The 24,088-nt window shown below is 46.5% G+C and carries 22 protein-coding genes and 1 other RNA gene; 10 read left to right on the top strand and 13 right to left on the bottom strand.

Annotated elements, in window-relative coordinates:
* The 4 genes from hisC to gyrA are packed head-to-tail and all read right to left on the bottom strand — an operon-like array spanning position 1 to position 6,097.
* A complete protein-coding gene (hisC, locus tag Q335_RS0106250) occupies positions 1-1,146 on the bottom strand; it encodes a histidinol-phosphate transaminase (protein WP_051532343.1) in 1,146 nt (381 codons plus the stop codon).
* A 22-nt stretch (positions 1,147-1,168) separates the two neighbouring features.
* A complete protein-coding gene (gene pheA, locus Q335_RS0106245; protein WP_028357889.1) occupies positions 1,169-2,257 on the bottom strand; it encodes a prephenate dehydratase in 1,089 nt (362 codons plus the stop codon).
* The gene (gene serC / locus Q335_RS0106240) at positions 2,250-3,386 is read right to left on the bottom strand and encodes a 3-phosphoserine/phosphohydroxythreonine transaminase (protein WP_038369444.1); all 1,137 of its coding nucleotides are present in this window, start codon (positions 3,384-3,386) and stop codon (positions 2,250-2,252) included. The genes pheA and serC overlap by 8 nt, the downstream gene beginning before the upstream one ends.
* Entirely contained in the window at positions 3,386-6,097 is a 2,712-nt protein-coding gene (gyrA, locus tag Q335_RS09530; RefSeq protein ID WP_051532342.1) for a DNA gyrase subunit A, read from the bottom strand. Before gyrA ends, serC begins: the two co-directional genes overlap by 1 nt.
* A 453-nt stretch (positions 6,098-6,550) precedes the next feature.
* On the opposite strand from gyrA, the gene ompA reads away from it, so the two are divergent.
* The 4 genes from ompA to Q335_RS10040 all read left to right on the top strand — a co-directional run bounded on the left by ompA (position 6,551) and on the right by Q335_RS10040 (position 9,244).
* Positions 6,551-7,132 carry an outer membrane protein OmpA gene (gene ompA, locus Q335_RS0106230; RefSeq protein ID WP_028357887.1) on the top strand — a complete coding sequence of 194 codons (582 nt, stop codon included), beginning with the start codon at positions 6,551-6,553 and terminating at the stop codon, positions 7,130-7,132.
* A 114-nt stretch (positions 7,133-7,246) separates the two neighbouring features.
* Entirely contained in the window at positions 7,247-7,954 is a 708-nt protein-coding gene (gene ubiG / locus Q335_RS0106225; protein WP_028357886.1) for a bifunctional 2-polyprenyl-6-hydroxyphenol methylase/3-demethylubiquinol 3-O-methyltransferase UbiG, read from the top strand.
* Entirely contained in the window at positions 7,951-8,613 is a 663-nt protein-coding gene (gene gph / locus Q335_RS0106220; protein WP_028357885.1) for a phosphoglycolate phosphatase, read from the top strand. The genes ubiG and gph overlap by 4 nt, the downstream gene beginning before the upstream one ends.
* Positions 8,614-8,620: 7 nt before the next feature.
* Positions 8,621-9,244, top strand: a complete 624-nt coding sequence (locus Q335_RS10040; RefSeq protein ID WP_051532341.1) for an OmpA family protein — start codon at positions 8,621-8,623, stop codon at positions 9,242-9,244.
* Positions 9,245-9,351: 107 nt separating this feature from the next.
* On the opposite strand, the gene ssrA is transcribed toward Q335_RS10040, so the two are convergent.
* Positions 9,352-9,683, bottom strand: a transfer-messenger RNA (tmRNA) gene (gene ssrA / locus Q335_RS10135).
* Between the two features lie 98 nt (positions 9,684-9,781).
* Here ssrA and Q335_RS0106210 point away from each other — a divergent pair.
* Genes Q335_RS0106210 through Q335_RS0106200 form a run of 3 tightly spaced genes read left to right on the top strand, consistent with a single transcriptional unit; the run spans position 9,782 to position 11,515 of the window.
* The gene (locus Q335_RS0106210; RefSeq protein ID WP_028357884.1) at positions 9,782-10,414 is read left to right on the top strand and encodes a hypothetical protein; all 633 of its coding nucleotides are present in this window, start codon (positions 9,782-9,784) and stop codon (positions 10,412-10,414) included.
* Positions 10,415-10,430: 16 nt separating this feature from the next.
* The gene (gene queD, locus Q335_RS0106205; protein WP_028357883.1) at positions 10,431-10,859 is read left to right on the top strand and encodes a 6-carboxytetrahydropterin synthase QueD; all 429 of its coding nucleotides are present in this window, start codon (positions 10,431-10,433) and stop codon (positions 10,857-10,859) included.
* Positions 10,856-11,515 carry a 7-carboxy-7-deazaguanine synthase QueE gene (locus Q335_RS0106200; RefSeq protein WP_211248248.1) on the top strand — a complete coding sequence of 220 codons (660 nt, stop codon included), beginning with the start codon at positions 10,856-10,858 and terminating at the stop codon, positions 11,513-11,515. The genes queD and Q335_RS0106200 overlap by 4 nt, the downstream gene beginning before the upstream one ends.
* A gap of 74 nt (positions 11,516-11,589) precedes the next feature.
* Here the strand turns inward: Q335_RS0106200 and Q335_RS09520 are convergent, their stop codons facing one another.
* The gene (locus Q335_RS09520; RefSeq protein ID WP_051532340.1) at positions 11,590-13,836 is read right to left on the bottom strand and encodes a carboxy terminal-processing peptidase; all 2,247 of its coding nucleotides are present in this window, start codon (positions 13,834-13,836) and stop codon (positions 11,590-11,592) included.
* A gap of 127 nt (positions 13,837-13,963) precedes the next feature.
* Here Q335_RS09520 and Q335_RS09515 point away from each other — a divergent pair, with 127 nt between their 5' ends.
* Positions 13,964-15,193, top strand: a complete 1,230-nt coding sequence (locus Q335_RS09515) for a lytic murein transglycosylase (protein WP_038369442.1) — start codon at positions 13,964-13,966, stop codon at positions 15,191-15,193.
* Positions 15,194-15,242: 49 nt separating this feature from the next.
* Here the strand turns inward: Q335_RS09515 and Q335_RS0106185 are convergent, their stop codons facing one another.
* From Q335_RS0106185 to Q335_RS0106170, 4 genes are all read right to left on the bottom strand, one after another.
* Complete coding sequence (locus Q335_RS0106185; protein WP_028357881.1) at positions 15,243-15,809, bottom strand: SecDF P1 head subdomain-containing protein; 567 nt, start codon at positions 15,807-15,809, stop codon at positions 15,243-15,245.
* 110 nt (positions 15,810-15,919) lie between these two features.
* Complete coding sequence (locus Q335_RS0106180) at positions 15,920-16,645, bottom strand: pseudouridine synthase (protein WP_028357880.1); 726 nt, start codon at positions 16,643-16,645, stop codon at positions 15,920-15,922.
* Between the two features lie 26 nt (positions 16,646-16,671).
* Entirely contained in the window at positions 16,672-17,010 is a 339-nt protein-coding gene (gene glnK, locus Q335_RS0106175) for a P-II family nitrogen regulator (protein WP_028357879.1), read from the bottom strand.
* A 9-nt stretch (positions 17,011-17,019) separates the two neighbouring features.
* On the bottom strand, positions 17,020-18,672 hold the full coding sequence (locus tag Q335_RS0106170) for an NAD+ synthase (protein ID WP_038369441.1): 1,653 nt from the start codon (positions 18,670-18,672) through the stop codon (positions 17,020-17,022).
* Between the two features lie 125 nt (positions 18,673-18,797).
* Between Q335_RS0106170 and argH the strand changes: the two genes are divergently transcribed.
* Positions 18,798-20,210, top strand: coding sequence for an argininosuccinate lyase (gene argH / locus Q335_RS0106165; RefSeq protein WP_028357877.1), 1,413 nt, complete (start codon positions 18,798-18,800; stop codon positions 20,208-20,210).
* Positions 20,211-20,306: 96 nt separating this feature from the next.
* Here the strand turns inward: argH and recX are convergent, their stop codons facing one another.
* Complete coding sequence (gene recX / locus Q335_RS09510) at positions 20,307-20,822, bottom strand: recombination regulator RecX (RefSeq protein WP_028357876.1); 516 nt, start codon at positions 20,820-20,822, stop codon at positions 20,307-20,309.
* Positions 20,823-20,926: 104 nt separating this feature from the next.
* The gene (gene recA / locus Q335_RS0106155; protein WP_028357875.1) at positions 20,927-22,003 is read right to left on the bottom strand and encodes a recombinase RecA; all 1,077 of its coding nucleotides are present in this window, start codon (positions 22,001-22,003) and stop codon (positions 20,927-20,929) included.
* Between the two features lie 609 nt (positions 22,004-22,612).
* Between recA and Q335_RS0106150 the strand changes: the two genes are divergently transcribed.
* Positions 22,613-23,515: a recombination-associated protein RdgC gene (locus Q335_RS0106150; protein ID WP_028357874.1), complete on the top strand. Its 903-nt coding sequence runs from the start codon at positions 22,613-22,615 to the stop codon at positions 23,513-23,515.
* Between the two features lie 48 nt (positions 23,516-23,563).
* Here Q335_RS0106150 and Q335_RS0106145 read toward each other — a convergent pair whose 3' ends face one another.
* Entirely contained in the window at positions 23,564-24,040 is a 477-nt protein-coding gene (locus Q335_RS0106145) for a hypothetical protein (protein ID WP_156929896.1), read from the bottom strand.
* Positions 24,041-24,088: the final 48 nt, after the last annotated feature.

Genomic DNA, 24,088 nt, shown 5'->3' with positions numbered 1-24,088 from the left:
TTACTTTGTCGTGCTTAGAATTTCGCTCAGCGCTTGGATAAAGCGTTCATTTTCGGCCGGCAACCCTACCGAAACGCGTAAGTGTTCGGGTAAGCCGTCTCCCGCCACTGGCCGCACAATAAGTCCTTTTTGCAGTAATTGCTGATTGATGTTAGCCGTATCGGGACCCGTTTGAACCAAAATAAAATTAGTGGCACTAGGCACGTACTCCAGTCCTAACTTATCAAAGGCTTGACTTAAATAGGCCAGCCCTGCTTGATTGAGTTCAAAGCTTTTTTGTAAAAAATCCTTATCGTTTAGGGCAGCGATGGCGGCGCGTTGCGCCAAAATATTGACATTAAAAGGTTGACGAACACGATTGAGGTAATCAGTGATGGTGCGATTAGCCAAGGCAAAACCAACTCGTAAGCCTGCTAAGCCGTAAGCCTTAGAGAAGGTACGTAAGATCACAAGATTTTGGTATTTTTTGAGCCAAGCGATACTATCGTAGCGTTGCTCAGGCCGCAGATATTCGGTATAAGCTTCATCGAGCACCACCAAAACCTGTTGTTGATACGTGTCTTGGACTTTTTGCAAGAAGGCCTCGATGGCCTGCGCCTCTAGATAAGTGCCGGTCGGATTGTTAGGATTGGCCAAAAAGACTACAGAAGTATCGTCTTGAATCGACTCAAACATGGCCTCTAAATCAGCGCCGTAATGCTTGGCCGGCACTTGTATATGCTTGGCACCGCGTGCTTGTGTACTGAGACGGTATACCAAAAAAGCGTACTGCGAATAAGCGCAGGACTTACTGTGATCTAAAAATGCCAAACTAATCAGTTCAAGTAAATCATTGGAGCCATTCCCCAGGGTAATACAGTCACTATCAAGCTGATAGTGCTCTGCCAGCGCGGCTTTGAGATCAAAAGCATTCGCATCTGGATAACGCCCCAGTTCAGAAACTGGGCTTTGTGTGAGTTGCTCGATTAGGGCCTCTTTGACTTTTGGTGAAAAACCCAGAGGATTCTCATTGGAAGCTAACTTCACAATATCCTTAACAGGTAAGCCTAATTCACGGCCTAATTCTTCGATGGGCTTACCGGCTTGATATGGCGCCATCGCCTCAACACAATCATTGACTGCATAGTGATTTTTTTTCAGTGTCATACTACTCCCCCTCTTAATGGCATTATTGTTGTGGATATGATCCTAAGATTTTTAGGAAAGACGATAATTTATGTAAGTCCGCCAAGGCCTTTTTGACCGCCGCATCCTCCTGATGGCCCAAAATATCGATATAAAAATAGTATTCCCACTGCCCTGTTCGTGCTGGTCTTGATTCAAACCGTGACATGGAAACATTATGTTCGGCAAAAGGCGCTATAAGCTCATGCACGGCCCCAACGCGATTAGGTACCGCCACGATAAGACTGGTTTGATCGCGGCCCGTGCTGTGATTTTCAACATGGCCAATGGCTAAAAAACGGGTTTTGTTATTAGCATCGTCTTGAATACCCTCGGCGACAATATTGACATCCCAGGCCAAGGCGGCATGCGAGCCGGCTATTGCCGCGGCCTCTGGATCTTGGGTCACTAGACGCACGGCTTCTGAATTGCTCGCCACCGAAATCGGGGTAACATTTGGATAATTTTGTGAAAGCCAGTGGTGGCATTGGGCCAGGGCTTGTGGATGCGCTAACACGCGTTTGACCCCGCGCATTGTACCGGTCTGAGTCAATAAGCAATGACGTATAGGTAAAGTACGCTCGCCATGTACTTTAAGGGTGGTTTTAAGAAGTAAATCTTGGGTCCGATTCACGGCGCCCTCAGTGGAATTCTCTACGGGTACCATACCGCAGTCGGCTTGTCCCGCTTCGACCGAACGAAACACCTCATCAAAGGAGGCACAAGGTACGGGGACAATGGCGTGCCCATAAAATTGATAAGCGGCCTGCTCAGAAAATGAACCCTTCGGACCTAAATAGGCAATTCTTAAACCTCGTTCCAGGCCACGGCAGGCCGAGATAATCTCGGTCCAGACGGCATTAACGGCCTCTTTGGGAAAAGCCTGCGTACGATTGCCTTGCTGTAATTTACGGATAATTTGTGCCTCGCGCTCAGGCTTAATAATGCTATCGTCAGCACTAAATTGCAATTTAACTTTGCCGACCTCGATAGCCATTTGGGCGCGTTGATTGAGCAACTGTAATAATTGCTGATCTATGCTGTCAATTTGATCGCGCAGGGGTTTGAGGTGGTCAAGTAAGGATTTATCCATGGCGGCGCTCAAACTCTTGCATAAAATCCACCAACGCCTGCACACCCTCGAGGGGCATAGCATTATAGATAGATGCGCGCATACCGCCAACCGATTTATGACCTTTGAGGTTGAGCAAACCTGCTTGCTTGGCTTGCTTGAGAAACGCCTCATTGAGTGATTCGTCAGCGAGTGTAAACGGCACATTCATGCGTGAACGGTAGCGCCGTTGCACTGGATTATGATAAAAATCAGAGGCATCAATCGTTTGATATAACAACTCGGCTTTGCGTTTATTGCGTTGCTCGATGACGGCTATTCCGCCTTCATTGAGTAACCAACGATACACTAGACCGGCGATATAAATGGCGTAGGTAGGCGGCGTATTAAAGCTCGAATGCGCTTGAGCGACATTGGCATAATTAAAGGCTGAAGGACAGATATCCGCGGCTTTGCCCAGTAAATCCTTACGCACCACCACGATGGTCACGCCCGCTGGACCCGCATTTTTTTGGGCACCCGCATACAATAAGCCGCATTTTTGGACATCAAATTGGCGCGACAAGAAATGCGAAGACACATCGACGACGAGTTCGGTACTTGGTGCCCCTAGGGCATCAAGATCAGGTAAGGTAGCAATTTCGAGGCCACCAATGGTCTCATTACTACAAAAATGCAAATAAGAAGCCTCAGGATCCAGCTGCCACGTCTCAAATTCTGGTATCCACGTGGCGGGCGCATAGTGATGCTCATCAATCACTTGCTCCGTCATATTGCTCGCGGCCAGATGAATTTGGCCATAGCGCTGAGCTTCGTGATAGGATTTTTTGGACCAATTACCCGTCACCACATAGTCCGCTTTGTGAGCGTCTTTGAGAGCGATTAAGTTCAGCGGTACCACAGCGTTTTGGGCTGTCGCCCCGCCTTGCATAAATAGCACTTCGTAATCCTCTGGCGCTTGAATTAAGGTCCGCAAATCTGCTGCCGCTTGCTCATATATCTGCACAAATTCAGCGCCACGATGACTCATTTCCATCACTGACTGGCCACTGCTGTGCCAATTAATCATTTCCTCGGCCGCCTGTTGCAATACGGCCTTCGGTAAAACGGAAGGACCGGCGGAGAAATTCCAAAAAATATCTTGAGTCATTATTCGTCCTCCTTATCTGATGACGGCGCCTCAGTGTCGGTTTTCTGCACGGAGGTATCGGACACTACGTCTGGCGGCGTTGTCGCACTCGCGTCGCTGGCAGGTGTGACAGTTTCGTTTTCTTCGTCAAGCTCCAGATCGTCAATATCAGCTTCTGCAACACGGCTAATACCCGACAAATAATCCCCTTCGTCAATACCAATTAGGGTTACGCCTTGCGTATTACGACCCACCACACTAATTTGGGCGGCACCAGTACGTACAATCACACCCGCATTGGTAATTAACATGACTTCATCACTTTCTTCGACTAGAACTGCGGCCACGACCTTACCGTTGCGCTCAGACGTTTGAATCGAAATTACACCCATGACACCGCGACCATGGCGCGCATAATCGGCCACTTTGGTACGTTTACCATAACCATTTTCGCAAGCGGTTAAGACGGTGAGTTGTTCGTCCTTAGCGACAATTAAAGAGATTAAGGATTGCTCTGCGTCAAGCCGCATGCCTCGGACCCCACGCGTGTTGCGACCCATCGGACGCACATCAGTTTCGGAGAAACGCACGGCCTTACCCGCGTCAGAGAACAGCATAATATCTGAATGACCATCCGTCACACCCGCACCAATCAAATAATCTCCCTCATCGAGCTTGACCGCAATAATGCCGCTCTTACGTGGATTGGAAAAATCGGCCAGCGGTGTTTTCTTGACGGTACCTAATTTAGTGGCCATAAAGACGTAATGATCATCGCTGAATTCTTTGATCGGTAAAACGACGGTAATGCGCTCGCCTTCAGACAATGGTAAGAGATTCACTAATGGCCGTCCCCTTGAAGCCCGTGAGCCTTGTGGCGCTTCGTAGACCTTGAGCCAATAGACTTGACCATGATCAGAGAAACATAAGAGGTAATCATGGGTATTGGCCACAAATAAGGTATCGACCCAGTCATCATCCTTAGTGGTCAGAGCCTGTTTTCCACGGCCACCCCGACGTTGTGATCGGTACTCCGACAATGGTTGTGACTTAATATAGCCACTATGGGAAATGGTCACCACCATCTCCGTCGGGGTGATTAAGTCTTCGATATCGATTTCGGACGTATTCACTTCAATCTCGGAGCGACGGACATCCTTGGCGCCAAACTCTTCTTTGATTTCGTTGAGTTCACTCGCGATAATTGCAGAAATTCGCTCTGGTCTGAAGAGAATATCGATGAGGTCCGCAATCAACAGAATCGCTTGACGGTACTCATCAATGATTTTGTCTTGTTCGAGCCCCGTGAGACGTTGCAAACGCATATTAAGAATTTCTTGCGCTTGGATTTCACTGAGACGATAGCCACCATTGGCTTGTAGACCCAAAGCAGGATCCAAGCCCTCGGGTCTAAAGGCGGCGCTGCCGCCCAAGGCAAATTTGACGACCTCATCGCTTTGTAAAAGATTGCTCACTAGAGAGGAATTCCATTCTCTATCCATGAGGGCTTGACGGGCTTCGTTGGGATTGGCCGCGCTTTTGATGATGGCAATAAAATCATCAATATTATCCAAAGCCACTGCCAGCCCCTCAAGAATATGGCCTCGATCTCGGGCTTTGCGTAATTGATAAACCGTACGACGATTAACGACTTCACGGCGATGCTCTAAGAAATACTCGACTAATTGTTTGAGATTCAATACCCTTGGTTGGCCATTAACTAAGGCCACCAAATTCATACCAAAGGTTTCTTGTAATTGTGTGAGTTTAAAGAGGTGATTGAGGACGATTTCGGGATTTTCACCGCGCTTGAGCTCAATCACGACGCGCATTCCGTCCTTATCGGATTCATCGCGAATATCAGAAATGCCATCAATACGCTTATCGAGTACCAAATCGGCGATTTTTTCTTGGAGCGTTTTTTTGTTGACTTGATACGGAATGGCATCAATCACAATAGCTTGACGTTTGCCGTGATCAAAGTCCTCTATATGGGTCTTGGCACGCATCACCACGCGGCCCTTACCTGTACGGTACCCCTCGCGCACCCCAGATAAACCATAAATAATACCGCCCGTTGGGAAATCCGGTGCCACAATATGCTCAAGCAAATCATCAACGCTGCAATCGGGCTGTTGCAAACAATGTAAACAAACGTTAACAACCTCGGTCAGGTTATGGGGCGGAATATTAGTAGCCATGCCCACTGCAATCCCTGAGCTACCGTTGATTAGCAAATTAGGTATGCGGGACGGCAAGACTAAGGGCTCTTGTTCGCTACCATCATAGTTAGGGCCAAAATCGACCGTTTCTTGGTCAATATCGGTCAGGAGTTCGTGCGCAATCTTGGCCAAACGCACTTCGGTATAACGCATAGCCGCGGCACTATCGCCGTCGATGGAACCAAAGTTACCCTGGCCATCAACCAGCATATAGCGCATAGAGAAGTCTTGAGCCAGACGTACAATCGTATCGTATACTGCACTTTCACCATGCGGATGATATTTACCGATAACGTCACCGACAATACGAGCGGATTTTTTGTGAGCCCGATTCCAACTATTGTTGAGCTCGTTCATAGCATATAAAACCCGGCGATGCACGGGCTTGAGGCCATCACGCACATCGGGTAAGGCCCGCCCTACAATCACACTCATGGCGTAATCGAGGTAGCTGCGTGACATCTCATCTTCTAGAAAAACGGGTAGGGTTTCTTTGGCAAACGCTTCCATACAAACTCACAACTTCATATAGTTATTATTAAAGATTACTAGTTTAGCATTAATACCCTATAGACTCGGATTTGCGAGACGCCAAGCAAGATTTTGCAGACAATTTTGCTTACATAATTTATACTGCTGAAAATATCCAGTCACAAAAGAGAATCATTCTTATTTGTTAATAAACAACAGCAGCGTGCTGGCCTGTGTGGTGATAATGCAATATGTAGCTTTTACACAACAGTAAAATTAAAATCCTTGGCATTTAATCAATTTCCAGCGCTTTTTGACATTTTAAGCTGCAAAAGTTTAGCGAATTATTTTAATATCGTTATTAAGGCACGGGATCCTGTATTTAAATGTTTTGAATCATTTGTAAAGCATTGTTATACTATCCCTGATATCCAATCTGCGGCGGTTTCGCTGCGAGTAACTTTTTAGCTAACAAGCTCATCGAGGAGAAACATGAATAAAGCCTCTAAATTCGCATTAGCATTCGCCATTGCAACTGCTGCAACTACTGGCGTGGCTCAAGCTCAAGCTCAAAGTCAAACGACTATTGATAACTGGCAAAATCCTTACGGTTTAATTTGGATGAACGGTACAGGCGAACATTGCTGGCGTGATAACTACTGGACTCCAGCAACAGCAGCTCAAGGTTGCGGTCGCCCAGAACAACCAAAAGAAATGGTAGCCCAAAAAGTTACCTTCAATGCTGATACTTTCTTTGATTTCGACAAATCAACGATCAAACCAGAAGGTCGTAACATCCTTAACCAAGTGGCTCAACAAACTAACCAAGTGGTTCTTGAGTCTGTGTTAGCTACTGGTCATACTGACTCTGTTGGTACTGATAAATACAACCAAGGCCTTTCTGAGCGTCGTGCTGCCGCTGTTAAAAACTACCTCGTTTCTCAAGGTGTTCCAGCTGACCAAATTATCGCTCAAGGTCGCGGTGAAGCTCAACCAATCGCCGACAACAAAACTCGTGAAGGTCGTGCTCGCAACCGTCGCGTAGAAGTTGAAATTATCGGTACTCGCCGCTAATTCTACTGACTTCTTATGGAAGTGGTCTCAGGCGACTTTCATAAACACTTAAAAAGCCCCTGATCAGGGGCTTTTTTTTAGGCTTTAATTCATTTAGCTCATCTCGCTCTAGTTATGTCTACACATCCAGAAAACGTTGATCCTTCCGAAATTGAAAAATTTACCGCTGTGGCTGCTAATTGGTGGAGTCCAGAGGGCGAGTTCAAACCTCTGCATCGCATCAATCCACTGCGCCTGGCATGGATCGAAGAAGTTTCGGGATCACTCAAGGGCAAAAAAGTCATCGATGTCGGCTGTGGCGGCGGCATTCTCTCAGAGAGCCTGGCGGCCCAAGGGGCGGATGTCACGGGGATTGATCTGGCCAAAAAATCGCTACAAATCGCGCGTTTACACAGCCTGGAGTCTGGCATTAAAGTGCAGTATCAAGCCATCGCCGCCGAAGAGATGGCAGCGCTACACGCCGAGCAATTCGATATTGTGACCTGCATGGAAATGCTCGAGCATGTTCCAGATCCAGCACAAATCATCCAAGCCTGTGCCCAAATGCTAAAGCCAGGTGGCTGGTTATTTTGTTCCACCATTAATCGTAATCGTCGCTCCTATTTCAAGGCTATCTTAGCGGCTGAATACATTATGGGACTTGTGCCTAAAGGGACGCATCAACATAGTAAATTTATCCAACCGAGCGAACTTGCCAATTATCTTCGACAAAATCATTTAGCCCTCAGTGCCATTAAGGGATTAAGTTATAATCCTTTATCAGACACTTACTTTTTAACGAATGATGCCAGCGTGAACTATATGTTGGCAGCTCGCAAATGATTACCACTGTTTTATTTGATTTTGATGGTACCTTAGTCGATAGTGCCCCCGATCTTGTGTATGCCGCCAATCAACAACGGCGGCGACGAGGACTTGAGCCCCTCCCCTACGAGCACTTGCGTAATTTCGCTTCTAAGGGCAGTGCGGGCTTAATTGAACAAGCGCTCGGTATCTTGCCCCAGGATCCTGAATTTGCGACTATTAAGCAGCAGTTCCTTGACGATTACGAAGCGGTGAGCCCGAGCCAGACGAATTACTTTCCGGGAATTTTAGACTTATTAGAAAATCTCGAAAAAAATCGCTTCAAATGGGGTATCATGACGAACAAGGTCGAATATCTTGCTATTCCGATCTTTAAGCACTTTGGGCTAGACCAACGCAGCGCTGTCAATGTTTGTGGTGATACTACAGCACACTCCAAGCCACATCCTCTACCTCTTCTGTACGCTGCCGAGCAAATCAACGAGAAGCCTCAACACTGCATTTATATTGGTGACGACGAACGCGATATCGTCGCTGGTCGTGCCGCTGGCATGAAGACCATCGCTGTCACCTATGGTTACTCACTAAATGCAAAAACTGCCGCCGCTTGTCAAGCAGATGCCATCAGTACCAGCCCCGAAGCACTTTTTAACATCATTCAAAATTTGACTACATAAATAATTCATGAAAGTCTCTGTGTTAAATAGCCGTCCGATTATCCAAGCCTGCACCCTTGGTGCGATGGTCTTGACGTTGAGCGCCTGTGGTACTCAGCACGCCTCGCCCGCCACCCAAAGTGGCAGTCGCTTAGTTTATAACGGCGCTCACAAAAACAAACATTTCTCTTTTTGGCACAAACAAAATAACGATCACTGGAATGAGATAATTGCGCGTCTCCAACAAAACAAACCATTCAAGTCCGCAAAAGTCGATATTACGCCAGTGCAAGACGGTAGTTTGCGCATCTCTGCTACCGTTGACGACCTTCTCAAACGCAATAATAAAAACCTCACGAGCAATGCCCAATCGATTCTCAAAAGCATTGGTAAAGAGCTAGATCAAGATCAAAGCCTACGCCTCAAAATCGTGGGTCACACAGACGATACGGGCTCCGACATGCAAAATCAACTGATTTCACTGAGCCGAGCCAATACCTTGGCTCAGTACTTGATCAAACAAGGGGTCAATAGCATGCGCATTGATGTGGAGGGCCGCGGTTCTATCGACCCTATGTTGCCCAATAATTCTCGCAAAAATCGCAATTTGAATCGACGCGTAGAGCTCTATATTTATCAGCTTGACGAATAAGCTGCTTGTGATTACCAAATCAGCGCCTAGTGCCTAATCCCTAATCCTAAAAGCCGGCAGGTACTCGCATCAACGCATCAATAATCACAATAGCCGCAATAGTTACAAAAAAGGGAGCCGAAGCTCCCTTTAATCCGTTCTGTTGCCAAGTGGATTAGGCTCCTAGCCGCGAAATTAGGCGGCTAATGCATAACTTTCGTCATTAGCATTTATAAGATTTGCTTGATTTACGGTCATCGCCTACCGGCTGCCGATTTCCCTAGCTTCTCCTGTCGAAACCAAGTACGCCCCCAGCAATAAAATACTAGCACCACTAATACGCTATTGGTGGAGGCGGCGGGAGTCGAACCCGCGTCCAGAAGACATTCAGTCAACCAGATAAACAGCTTATCCTCCATTATAAAAAAAACCATCTGAGCAGTCAAACATGAGATTTATGCCCATAATGCACTTAAGCCCTCTGCTTTCTTATTACTGAAACTAATACTGTTAAAATATTAGGTTAAATTAAATAGGTGTATCCCCTTTAAATTAATCATGAATCAGATTTTTGTTATCCCTACAGCGATTAATCTCGAGCCGAGCCAAGCGCCAGAAAAGCTCGATAAATTACTGCACAGTCTACAAAACATCAACGCCCAGGTTCCTGCGGCACGCATTATAGTCGTCGATTATAGTTTTGAGCCCTTAAGTGAGGATGAGAAACAACGCTTTACAGCCAGTGTGGATTTATTTGCCCAACACACGCCCCATCCTGCGGTTCAAGCACTCAGAAAAACCTTGCAAAACGATGCGCAAGTAGCTGAATTGGCCGAGATGCTAGCCCTGACCTGGACCCTATCAACCCTAGGTCATAATCAACTGATCCAAAACGATGATTTTGTGACGATCATCAGTGCCGGCAAAACCTTACAGTCGGATTACTTTAATCTGATTCAACACATCGAAAAATTCCAAAACAAGATTATTTTGCCCAAAAATCCCACCCAGCAAGATGAGCAACGCTGTGGTCATTATTGGTTCTTTGCGGCGCTCCAACTAACTGCAGTGATCGATGCCTTAATGCAAGCGAGCGAACATAAACTCGAACAATTGGAAGCCCACAAAAACATCGGTTTTATGAGCGCTTTATTTAAATATCTGCCTTCTGCTGATATTTACTACCAATAACCTAAACGTTAGAACTATGTTTAAAATTTCCAAAACCTTTAGTTTTGATATGGCGCATTTGCTAGATGGACACGATGGCAAATGCCAGAATCTACATGGCCATACCTATACCCTAGAGGTTGAATTAAGTGCCGAATTGATTGAACATGGCCCCAAAAAAAGTATGGTGGCCGATTATGGTGATATTAAAGCCACGGTCAATCGTTTGATTTTGCAGGACTTGGATCATGCGTTTTTGTACGACAAAAATAGCCCACGCGAAAGCGCTATCGCTGAGCTCCTGATAGAGTTGCAATCCAAAGTCTACGCCCTAGAGACACGTACCACCGCCGAAGAGATCGCGCGTTTTATTTATCGCAAACTCAAAACCCAGAGCGACTTACCCATAAGTGCCGTGCGTTTGTGGGAGACCCCCAGTTCTTTTTGTGAGTACAAGGAATCATGAAAGCCGTCGTTCCTGTTCAAGATATGCGTCACTTACCATCAACTGAAGAACCCAGCTACAAAATAGTAGAGATTTTTCATAGTCTACAGGGCGAAGGCTATAACACGGGCATGCCTAGTATTTTTATACGGTTTGGTACCTGTAATTTGACCTGTGATTGGTGCGACACCGAATACAATAAATTCACACGCCTGAGTTTGTCGCAAATCTACCAAACCGTAAAGCAATATGATTGCAAAAACATCATTATTACGGGGGGTGAACCCACCATTCAGCCGCAAATTCGCACCCTCTTACAAACACTCAAACAAGCGGGTTATTTCCTGGCCATAGAGACAAACGGTCTTACGGCAGTGCCTCCTGAAATAGACTATATCGCCTGTAGCCCCAAAGCCATGTATGCCGAAAAATACCGGGATAAACTCATCGAGTACGCGGATGAAGTCAGAATTGTGTGTGACGACGACATCCTGCCGTTTTGTCAAGCCATTGCTCAACGCTTGACGGCAAAGCATTATTATTTGTCACCCTGTGAACGCGGTGGGGTCATGAATATTCTCGAGACCATTACGGCCATTGGCCAACTCAACAGCAACCCTGAATCGCCCCATTGGCAACTCAGCATCCAGAGCCATAAACTCGCCAATATCGAATAAATAAGTGCAGTCATCAAGACTGCACTTTTGGTAGTAAGGCCGCTTTCTAGCGGCACGCAGATAAGAAATGAACCTTAATCTTTTTTATTCTTTTTGCCCTTTTCAAAGATCTTTAGGTGCGTCATATCTAAGGCGATATTGGCCGCTTCGCGGGCGCTAGTATCGAGGTTTTTCTTGCGCTTTTCTTCATCAGCCAATTCTTTTTTGAGATCGCCCTCTCCGTAAGATAAACCATCATCAAGCTTAAAGACGCCGACGTCTGATTCACCCAGCGCTTTACGGCGCTCATTAAAGGACTCACGTTTTTTCTCCATCTCCTGACGCTCTTTGACGCGATCATCGTAATTTAAGGACGTTTTCTTGCGGTTGGAGAGTTCAAGCGAATATTCCTGCTCTTCTTTAAAGAGCTTCCAGCTATCAGAACTGTCAGCACGTTCTTCGTGTTGTGATTTGAGCTGACTTAGGGCACTGTCAAGATCTAATACGGCTTTGTATTGAGCCGGTTTAATCTCTGACCATTGCATAGCATTGTCGTAACTGGATTCACCTAACTCTTCTCGGTTAAAGGCCGATGGGAAGACAATATCTGGTTCTACCCCCTTGACTTGTGTCGATGAGCCATTGACTCTAAAGAATTTTTGGATGGTCCACTTGAGGGCCCCTAACTGTTCATTCGGTTCACCGCGCATTTGAATAAAGTCAGATAAATCAGACATGGTTTGCACCGTCCCCTTACCCCAGGTACGATCACCGACGACCACACCGCGTTGGTAATCTTGAATCAAACCTGCAAATATCTCTGAGGCCGAAGCAGAAAGACGGTTGACCATCACCACGACAGGTTTTTGCCATAAGGCGTCTGCGTCTCTTGGTGTTTTTAGGACTTTGACTCGACCTTCAGCGTCACTGACTTGTACCACGGGTTTGTCGGCCCCAATAAATAAACCACTTAATCTAGCGGTTTCACCAAGCGAGCCACCGCCGTCATTACGTAAATCTAGGACAAGCGCGGCCACATCTTTGCCTTTGAGATCATTAATGATTTTTTTGACATCATTGGTGATACTCTTGAAGTTCGCTTTACGTTCTTTGTGGGCTTCGAAGTCCTCGTAGAAGCTAGGAATCTCAATCACAGCCACTTTTTTCTTGGTGCTTTTGCCATCACTATCTTTGTCGTCAACCTCCAACATTTTGAGGCGCGCGGCTTGATCTTCCATCATGACCTGATCACGCACAATAGTGGCTATCTTGGTTTTGCTATCAATCCCTTCTTCGCTAGGAATATACTCGATTCTCACGGTACTGCCCCGCTTACCGCGGATTTTTTTGACGATTTCATCGAGACGCCAATCGACCACATCCTCCATCGGGCCATTTTTGCCTTGACCCACGGCGACTATGCGATCACCCGGTTTGAGCTGACCGTTCTTTTGGGCGGGGCCGCCCGCCACGACTTCGCGAATCATGCCGTATTCATCACGTTTTTGGAGCACGGCACCAATACCATCGACGGACAAACTCATCTGTACTTGGAAGTTTTTGGCGGTACTTGGACTCATATAGCTCGTGTGCGGATCGGTACTATCGCCATAGGCGTTTAAGAATAGTTCGGCCACATCTTCGCTATTACTGCGTAGAATTTGGTTGAGGTTATTCTTATAACGACGCTTAAGCTTCTCGACGATTTCCGCGTCTTTAGTGTCGGCTAGCTTAAGGCGCAAATAATCGTTTTTGACTTTTTTGCGCCATAGATCTTGAATTTCTTCTTCGGTGTTGAGCCATGGTGCCTTGGTGCGATCCGCGGTGTACTCTTCTTTTTTGCTAAAGTCAAAAGGCTGCTTTTTGTCAAGCAGACTCATCGCATAATTAAAGCGGCTTTTGACCCGCTCGCGATATAACTTAAAAATATCAAACGGCACTTCTAGGCGACCTGTCTGGATCATATCGCCCATTTGAATTTTGTACTGATCAAATTTATCAATATCACTTTGCAACAAAAATACCTTCATGGGATCCAAGGCTTCAAAATACGATTTGAAGATTTTTTTGGACATCTCATGATCTAAGGGAAGTTTTTCGTACTCTAAGTGCGTGAGCACGCGAGACATAATAAAGGAAGCTTTAGCAAAGCTGCGCTCTGGGACTAATTTAGGTTCTAAAGTTTTGCGCTCTGACTGTGCCGCCTCAGAGTCATCTTTGTCGGCCTGCACCTTGGGGTTGTTTTTAGCGAGCAATGGCTGCGTGGTCTCAAGGGTATGAGCAACAGCATAAGTACTCACCAAGGCTAATGTCGTTGCTAAAAGTGTTTGTTTAAATTTCATACTTAAAAACCTATTTTTTTTGTATCTGTTTATTCTATGCAATGCACAGAGAAATTGTCCATAAGCACTGCTAAAATTAAAAAATGACCGTCAGTCATTGAGGTTTCATTTTTTAGAAAGGTATTTCATGCAAGCAATTCGCCAGACAACTCGCGTTCTTAGTCTCGCAACATTGGTCTTGAGTTTAGCGGCTATGAGCCAGCCGAGCATGGCTCAAGAATCAGCGCAATTTGCGCAGTGTCTTAATAATTTACAAGCCCAAGCCAGCCAAAACGGTGTCAATAGTGCGACTTATCAGCAGCTAACACAGGGTTTGCAGCCTGATTTAAGTATTCTAGACAAACTTGATAAGCAGCCCGAATTCAAGACACCAATTTGGGATTATATGGCTTCATTAGTGGATGAACAACGCATACAAGAAGGTAAACAACAATTACGCAAACATCAAGCAACGTTACAAAAGCTTAAAATTCAGTATGGCGTTGATCCAGAGGTAGTCGTAGCGGTGTGGGGTGTTGAAAGCAATTATGGACAGAACTTTGGTAAGTATCCGCTTATCCAAGCCCTAGGTACCTTAAGCTGTTACGGACGTCGCCAAAGCTTTTTCCGCAAAGAGTTCTTTGCCAGCCTGAGGATTATACAATCGGGAGATATTCAAGCAGATCGCCTCAAAGGCTCTTGGGCCGGTGCTTTTGGTCACACGCAATTTATGCCGAGTACGTTTGAGCGCTTAGCTGTCGATGGCGACGGTGATGGTCGTAGAGATCTCATAGATAATGAAGTCGATGCCTTAGCGTCAACCGCCAATTATCTGGCCAAAAGCGGTTGGCGGCGCGATCAACCCTGGGGCTTTGAAGTCAAACTCCCTACTAATTACCCCGCCTCAAAAAGCGGCCGCAAGTTTCGTCAACCTTTAAGCTATTGGAGTCAGCAAGGCATTAGCAATATCTATGGTCAATCGTTGAGCACCGAAGTCGCGGGCAACCCACAAGCTGCGCTATTGTTACCCGCAGGGGTACAAGGCCCCGCCTTTATCGTCTTTAAAAATTTTGATGCGATTTACAGCTATAACGCTTCAGAAAGCTATGCACTAGCGATTGCACATCTGGCTGATCGATTTAAGGGTAAAGGGGGTTTTGTGACACCGTGGCCGACAGATGATCTCGGCTTGTCACGCCAAGAACGCGTGCAATTGCAGCAAATCTTGCTGCAAAAAGGCTATGACATTGGCCAAGCGGACGGCATGATTGGCGCCAAATCACGCCAAGCTATCCAAAGCGAAGAACAGCGTTTAGGCCTACCCGTCAAAGGCCGAGCTGGCCAAAAAATCCTCCGTTTATTGCAACAAAGCCAATAAAAAAAAACCGTAGCGTCACCATGTGGCGCTACGGTTTGAAACAACTGGCTTAATCGCCGTCAAGAATACTCTGTTCTAGGCGCCCTGCTTCGGCGGCGCTACCCATAGGCACAAATAATTGCCCTTGGGTGAGCGGTTTAGAAATATTAATAATAGAAACTAAGCCACCTTTGTAAGTGACCGTTAGGGCCTTACCTACGTTATTACTGGTGATTTGGCGTAATTTCTCTTGACCCGCCGTGGAAAAATGCAAATTCAGCAAGGGATTATTATTGCTATCTTGCACAGCAATCACATTGTCTAGGTCGCTACGTAACAACGTGTGACGCGGATCGACGTAGATGCTTTGGCCTTTTTGTTCGACTAAGGTGTAACCCTCTTGGGCGCTGCGAGAGGATAAGTAAATCACCAAGGAGGATTTGCTGGTAGGCGCTTTTGTGCTAGTTCTGGCAGGCGCTTGTGGCACAGCGGGTGCAGCGGGTGTCTGGGTTGGTTGATTTACTACTTGCTGGTCATTAGTAAAATGCGTACCAAACCAATGATCTACAGTACTACAGCCCCCTAACAAAGCCAGCGCCGTCAGCGACGTCAATAGAGGAATCTTCTTTAAAGTCATAATCGAGAACTCACACATAAAAAGTTAATTGAGCTAAGAACGTGTTAGCACTTCAATTATATAATTATCTGTATACAAATAAAATTTTTTGTTACTGATTACTGATTTATTTACAAAAAACGCTCATGCGGTTTGAGGTAACGCCACATACCTTGAGGTAAATCGGCCAATAATACATTGCCCATACGCACACGCTTAAGACCTGTGACCTTGAGACCAACAATCTCGCACATACGTCGAATCTGCCGCTTCTTGCCTTCTTGCAATATAAAACGCAACTGGTCCTCATTAATCCACTCAACTTCGGCCGGTTTGAGCGCCGCGCCATCCAACGATAAGCCATGTCTAAGCATTTTGAGACCATTACTTTGCAAATTGCCAGAGACGCGCACAATATATTCTTTTTCGACCTCTGAATCTTCGGCAATTAACTGTCGCGCGACTGTACCATCCTGTGTGAGTACCAGTAGTCCCTGGGAATCAATATCCAAACGTCCCGCCGGCGCCAAACCTTTGAGGTGTTGGGTCGAGAAACTATGCTTGTCTTTATCAAATTGATTTCGCGCCTGTATTAAAGAGGCGGCCGTTTTGTATTGCCCTTCCGCTTGATGCGAGACATAACCCACCGGCTTATTGAGGATTATGGTGACGCGCTCCTGCTGCTTTTCTTGAGCGATTTTATCGAGACTGATGCGTTGCTCAGGGTAGGCTTTTTCGCCCAGTTTAGCCACTCTGCCGTCGACTTTGACCCAGCCTTTTTCGATGTAATGGTCAGCCTCACGTCGTGAACACATGCCTCTGTCGGCGAGAATTTTGGAGATTCTTATTTTTTGCATTGGATAAACACCACTAAGCTACTGAATTACAAGGCATTTTCGTTGATTTCACCGGTTCGTATACGGATGGTTTTGTCAATGGTGGTCACAAAAATTTTGCCATCACCAATTTTTCCCGTATGTGCCGCCGCGATAATAGCCTCGATGCAGGCGTCGACCTGCTCTTGAGTGACAGCAACGTCAATCCGCACCTTAGGCAAAAAATCGACAACGTATTCGGCGCCGCGATACAGTTCTGTATGGCCTTTTTGGCGACCAAAACCCTTAACTTCCGTGACGGTCAGACCATTAATACCAATTTCTGAGAGTGCTTCACGCACTTCATCTAATTTAAAGGGTTTAACAATGGCAGTAATAAGTTTCATAGTAAAAATCTAGTATTTGAAAGCATTCGTGACCGCATAACGACGATCTGGACCAAAGGATCTAGTGGTGATTTGGGGACCCACGGCGCCCTGTTGGCGCTTATATTCGTTAATACGGATGAGGTGCGCGACCCGCTTGACCACGTCTTCTTCAAAGCCTTGCGCCACAATCTGCGGCACCGCCTGATTATGTTCCACAAATTGCTCAATAATGGCATCTAAGATTTCGTACGGCGGTAAGCTGTCTTGGTCTTTTTGATCAGGCGCTAACTCTGCTGAAGGCGGGCGCGTAATAATGATCTCTGGGATCATTTCTGTACCTGCGGTTTGATTACGCCATTTGGCAAGGCGATAGACGAGCGTCTTCGGTACGTCTTTAAGCATAGCAAAGCCGCCCACCATATCACCATAAAGCGTACAATAGCCCGTGGCCAATTCAGATTTATTGCCTGTCGGTAACACCAAACCGCCCAGTTTATTAGAAAGCGCCATTAACAAGGTCCCGCGTATGCGCGCTTGTAAATTTTCTTCCGTAGTATCTACGGCTTTGCCTTGGAAAGGCTCGGCTAAGGCCTTTAAAAATGCTTGTTGCAAGTTTTCAATCGCGACAGTATATGACTGTGAACCAAGATGATCGGCCATTTGTTGGGCGGCCGACACTGAAATATCGGCTGTATACTGAGAGGGCATTAACACCGTGGTGATATTGTGAGCCCCTATGGCATCGGCCGCAATCGCAAAGACCACTGCCGAGTCAATACCGCCGGACAACCCTAATACGGCTTTTTTGAAACCATTTTTCTGGAAATAATCCTGAGTGGCTAGCACCAGCGCTTGCCAAACCTGCTGCTCCAGGCAGGGTTGATTGTCAAAGGATTCTGACGCCGTGCCGTCCAGCGCGTGCCAGCGACCCTCTTGGAACTCATAGACTGACAACGCTTCTTGGAAGGACGGCATTAGATAGCTTGTTTGCGAGTCACTATCCAAGAGCATGGATTGACCATCAAACACGACATTATCCTGGCCGCCGACCGTGTTGCAGTAAAAAATAGTCGCCTTACACTCGGCTTGCAAACCGCTAATAGCCTTATAACGCTGCTCGCGCTGATGAATTTGATAGGGCGAAGCCGCTAATACCAGTACAGTATCGGGTTGATCCTCTAATAATTCCTTGCGCAGTTGCTCATTGCTTAGATCTTGATGAATTAGCAGGCTTAAGCGAAGCCCTTTGACTTCGAAGCCAGTGCGTTCATGACCGACACTAAAATAACGTGCTTCCTCTATACCTGAACCACTGGCCAGTGTACGTTTATGGTATTGCTCCCGTACAGCACCGTGGTGAATCAAGGAAGCGCCGTTGTATAAACCATCTTCTTGGCGTTGCGCATGACCAAGCACAATGTGAAGTTCTGGCCAATCCTTGGAGGCTTGCACGATGTGCTCAAAAAAATGTTGCTGAGCTTCATAAAAGTCATCGCGCCATAATAAGTCCTCTGGCATGTAACCACTCAGACTTAATTCTGGTAAGAGCAATACATCTGTTCCTTTGGCAGCGGCCTCTTGAGCGCTTTTGATGATTTTATGGGCGTTGCTTGCTAAATCCCCGAGACTGGGATTGATTTGTGCCATGGCCACACGTAGAGGTAGAGCTTGATCTGTCATGTTCTGTACCCGAAATCTATAAAACAATAGCTACTATTATATTACTTGAGTCACCAAGTAATAACTAAGACAAACGCGCTTTTAAAAACTATAATAAAAAATTCAGTTTCGTTTTGTGAGCTATTATGTCTGAGAACTCGCCCTCTTCTACCAACCAATTTGCCAACAAAAACAATGCTTGGTCTGCACGTTTTAGTGAACCTGTCTCTGAATTAGTTAAGCGCTATACGGCCTCTGTTTTTTTTGAGCAACGCTTAGCTCCCTTCGATATTCAAGGCTCCTTAGCACACGCCGAGATGCTCGCACATTGTAAGGTCATCTCCAAGCCTGACTATGAAGCCATTGAGCAGGGGCTGAAGACGATTTTGCAAGAAATAGAAGCCGATCAGTTTGTGTGGTCTCTCGATCTTGAGGACGTCCATCTCAATATCGAAAAACGCCTTGTCGAATTGGTGGGCGACGCCGGCAAACGCTTGCATACAGGGCGCTCACGCAATGACCAAGTGGCGACAGATATTCGGCTTTGGTTGCGCCACGAAATTGATCAAAGCGCCGCCCTCCTCAAGTCTCTACAACAGGCACTCGCACAGCTAGCGTTGCAACACTATGACACGATTATGCCGGGCTTTACGCATTTGCAAGTGGCTCAACCCGTGACCTTTGGCCACCATGTGCTCGCCTATGCGCAAATGTTTGGTCGTGATTATGAGCGCCTTCAAGACTGTCGCAAGCGTGTCAATCAAAGCCCACTAGGTGCCGCAGCCTTGGCAGGTACCACTTATCCAATTGACCGAGAACGTAGTGCCCGCCACCTCGGTTTTGAGGGTGTTTGCCGTAACTCTCTCGATGCAGTTTCAGATCGCGATTTTGCGATAGAGTTTTGTGCCGCCGTCAGTTTAGTGATGACCCATATTTCACGTTTTTCTGAGGAACTGGTTTTATGGATGAGCCCACGCGTTGGCTTTATTCAATTGGCGGATCGCTTTTGTACGGGTAGTTCTATTATGCCTCAGAAAAAAAATCCTGACGTCCCCGAATTAGCACGCGGCAAAACAGGTCGCGTTCATGGCAATTTAATGGCGCTACTCACCCTCATGAAAAGCCAACCCTTGGCCTATAACAAGGATAACCAAGAGGACAAAGAAGGCCTTTTTGACTCGGCCGATACCCTACGTGATACCTTGACGATTTTTGTGGATCTGGTTCCTGGTATTCGCGTCAATCGTGATAATATGCGCCAAGCGGCCTTACAAGGCTTCTCGACCGCCACCGATTTAGCGGATTATCTTGTCAAAAAAGGCTTGCCTTTTAGAGATGCCCACGAAACAGTAGCGCTCGCTGTGCGTCAATGTGAAGAACAAGGCAGTGACCTGGCAGATCTTAGTTTGGCGCAATTGCAACAATTACATTCCGCCATCGAGGCCGATGTCTTTGATGTGCTCACACTAGAAGGCTCTGTGGCCGCTCGTCAGCACGTAGGTGGTACCGCACCTGAACAGGTCAAAGCCGAAGCCCAACGCCTACTCTCAGGCGATTGATACGCCTACTACGGCACCTACTGCCGCTTAGAGGGCTCATGAGTCAATAAGCCTGCCCTACTCAAAAAAGCGCCCCAGAAAACCTGGGTCGCTTTTTTAGGATTCATGGTCTAATTTGACGATTTTGTAGACCACATCCGCTGAGAACCCTCGAGCACTAAGAAAGCGAATTTGTTTGGCCTTGTCTTTGAGCGTCAGACAAGGTTTGTGGGCAAATTTGCGTGACCAGACGGCATAAGCGCGATCATATTCGCTCTCACGCAGCTGCTCTTGTACTTCTTGGATCTGTTGGGTACTCAAGTCATGCGGCTTGAGGGCGTCTAAAATCTTACGGCTACCCCACTTAAAGTCGTGGCTGTGAACAAATGCCTGCACAAAGCGCTGATCCGATTGCCAATTTTCTTTTTGGAGACGGGTGATCACAGCATCAATCTCTGCGCGATCTGTACTGAATTTAAGCAGTTTTTGGCGTAATTCTGCCTCGGAGTGCTCACGGCGAGACAGGATAGCGACAGCTTTTGCTAAGAGATTAACCTTATTGGTTTGGTTTGGCTGTGCGGCCTGTTGTAGTTGCGCTTCGAATGCTTGAAATTGTGGATCTCGCTGGCTCATGACGACGCTATGGGTCCTCCTAAAAATCGACGCTTAAAGAAACGCCTGTCGCTCAGGCTAGGGGGACAGACCCCAGCCACTTGCGACAGATCGACTAAGCAAGCTTAGGCATCTGTGGCTGGATCATCGCTGTTTGATGCCTCGGCGCCGACGGTCTGCGCCCGTTGAATAATGCCCATATTCTCACGGATCTTATTTTCGATCTCTATGGCAAGCTCGGGATTTTCTTTGAGATATTCTCGGACATTGTCGCGACCCTGGCCAATGCGGGTGTCGCCATAGCTAAACCAAGAACCCGCTTTATCGATGATGCCAGCCTTAACGCCCAAATCGATAATCTCACCTTCTCGAGAGATACCCGCCCCATACAGAATGTCAAACTCAACTTGTTTGAAAGGCGGCGCAACTTTATTTTTGACCACTTTGACTCGGGTCTCGTTACCCAAGACCTCATCGCCTTTTTTGATGGAGCCGATACGACGGATATCGAGGCGCACAGAAGAATAGAATTTAAGTGCGTTGCCCCCCGTGGTGGTCTCTGGGGACCCAAACATCACACCAATTTTCATGCGAATTTGGTTAATGAAGATCACCATACAATTGGTGCGCTTAATAGAGGCCGTAAGCTTACGTAAGGCTTGACTCATAAGACGCGCTTGCAGACCAGGTAAATTATCCCCCATATCGCCTTCTATCTCGGCGCGTGGTACTAGCGCGGCCACTGAGTCAATGACAATTAAATCCACAGAACCAGAGCGCACCAAGGCGTCTGTAATCTCTAGCGCTTGTTCACCCGTATCGGGTTGAGAAATTAATAAATCAGATAAATTAATCCCCAGGCGCGCTGCGTATTGCACATCAAGGGCGTGCTCGGCATCAATAAAGGCACACGTCCCGCCTTGTTTTTGCATTTCGGCGATGACTTGTAGCGTTAAGGTTGTCTTACCAGAAGACTCTGGGCCGTAAATTTCTATCACCCGTCCACGGGGTAAACCACCAACACCTAAAGCAATATCAAGCCCTAATGAACCTGTAGAAACGACTTTGATATCGTGAGCGACTTCGTTATCGCCATAACGCATCACAGAGCCTTTGCCGAATTGTTTTTCTATTTGGGATAAAGCGGCAGATAACGCTTTGGAGCGCTCGTTACTTTGGTTGCTTTGGTTTTTGTCATTCATAAGGTAAGTCCTTTGCAGTAAAACTGTAATGTATTGGATGCAAATTTAAGGCACAAAATAAGATAATCCAAAATAAACGATCATCTGTCTATACCTAAGCTGCTAAGCATGGCTAATGCAGCCCAAGATGAATCACGACAACGGTGAGAGTCACTTGTTAAACGAATCAATGGGTTACCAGCACAAGCGCAGCACGAGCAACTTAAACGCCCCCACGACTCATAACGCTAAAACCGTTATAGCTGCATTTAACCTAACCTATGCATGACCTAGGCCCGCTATAGTTAAGTTCTGCTTGCCAAGTACTGCTTCATACAAATGTCACTAATGTCACTAATGACATTAATGACCCCTATGTCTGTGATCCATTCTTGGCTAGAATTATGATCGATATTATACTGTATATTTATACAGTTGTGAACTTTCTGTCTACTGTGATTTATTGATCCATTTTAGCACGCGCGGCCTGCCTTTCTTCTACAATAAAACCTGCCGAGGTGGACGTTGTGGTCGTTGCCATTTTCATTACCTATGACACTGACTTGAGGCATCACGACGCTATCAGTCGCGCTACAATATAAGACTTTCTTTTTCAGAAGCAAACTCATTATGTGGTTCAAAAACTTAAAAATATATCGTTTAAATCCGAACTGGCATATCACGGCCGAAGCGCTTTCTGAGGCACTACAGCCGCATGCTTTTAACCCAGGTAACCCTGGCAGAGACACGCAGTTTGGCTGGGTGCCAGTGATGGCTGATGCGGATTTGGTTTATGGTTTACAAAACGTTTTATTTTTGTCCCTAAAGGCCGAAAAAAAGCTCTTACCTGCTTCGGTAATTAATCAATTTGCCCGCGAAAAAGCCAAAGAAGTCGAAGAGCAACAAGGCTATCGTCCTGGCCGCAAGCAACTCAAAGAAATCAAAGAGTTAGTGACCGATACGCTACTCCCAAAGGCCTTTAGTATTTATCGTGAAACCCGCTTGTATCTTGATCTAGAGCACCACTATTTGGTGATTGATGCCGCCTCTCCCACCAAGGCCGACGAGGTCATTTCACAATTGGTCAAAGTGCTCAATCCCATGCCCATTCAATCATATATGACGGCTATTTCTCCTAGTACAGCCATGACCGAATGGTTATATACCGACCAAGCGCCTGCTGGTTTTAGCATTGATCCACATACTGAATTTAAGTCAACCCAACAAGAGCGCGCCACCATTCGTTTTGCCAATATCACGCCCGAACAATCCGAGGTAGCTAAGCATGTCGAGTCTGGCAAAATTTGTTCCAAATTGGGCTTAACTTGGCAAGACAGAGTATCGTTTGTCTTGGATGATACCCTCACTCTCAAAAAAATCACGCCGCTTGAGTTATTGTCAGAAGAAAAAGAACTCGGTAGTTTTGATGAAACCGAGCAATTTGATGCGGATATGACCTTAATGAGTCGTACCTTGGCGCAACTCCTGCAAGACCTCACAGAAGCACTGGGCGGCTTAAAACCAGTCAACTAAGCACATTAAGGCCACACTCGTGGCTACTGCTAGACCATGGCAGATCGATTAGTCGGACATTTTGGGCAAGATTGGGTTCTTAAGGGACAAGGTAATATTATAAATTTGCGGTACCGATTTATCGCGCGCTTGATCTTGCTCTTGTTTGCGCTCAACGTCATTTTTAAAGACTACGCGCAACTCATATAGACCATTGGCGGGGATGGTATAGCTCTTGCCGCTTTTGATGACTTGAGTCTCTGGGCCGAACATAATCATTTCAAATTTATTCGATTGATCAGCCAGAGAGGCCGTAAAACGCTGATTATGCTGGGCGTAGAACTGATAAGAACCATAGCCCGCTCCCTCTATGTAGCCCACATAACTTAAGGTGTTATGCGGTTCAAAGACCACATTTTGGGTGTTGTTAGTGAGGGATTTAATGATAACGTCATCTTGCTCTTGGGTTGTTTGGCTCGACGCTGCAGATTGCACAGGTTCTGGAGTTTGCTCAGTACTAAATAAGCCTGTGAGAGCTACCGCCACAAATGTGACTGCAATAATTGCAGTAATAAGTATTTTTGACCGCGGTGT

Source organism: Brackiella oedipodis DSM 13743, from assembly GCF_000621025.1.
Classification (GTDB): Bacteria; Pseudomonadota; Gammaproteobacteria; order Burkholderiales; family Burkholderiaceae_B; genus Oligella; species Oligella oedipodis.
Note: the sequence above shows the minus strand (reverse complement) of the source record. Positions and strands in the feature narration are given on the sequence as shown.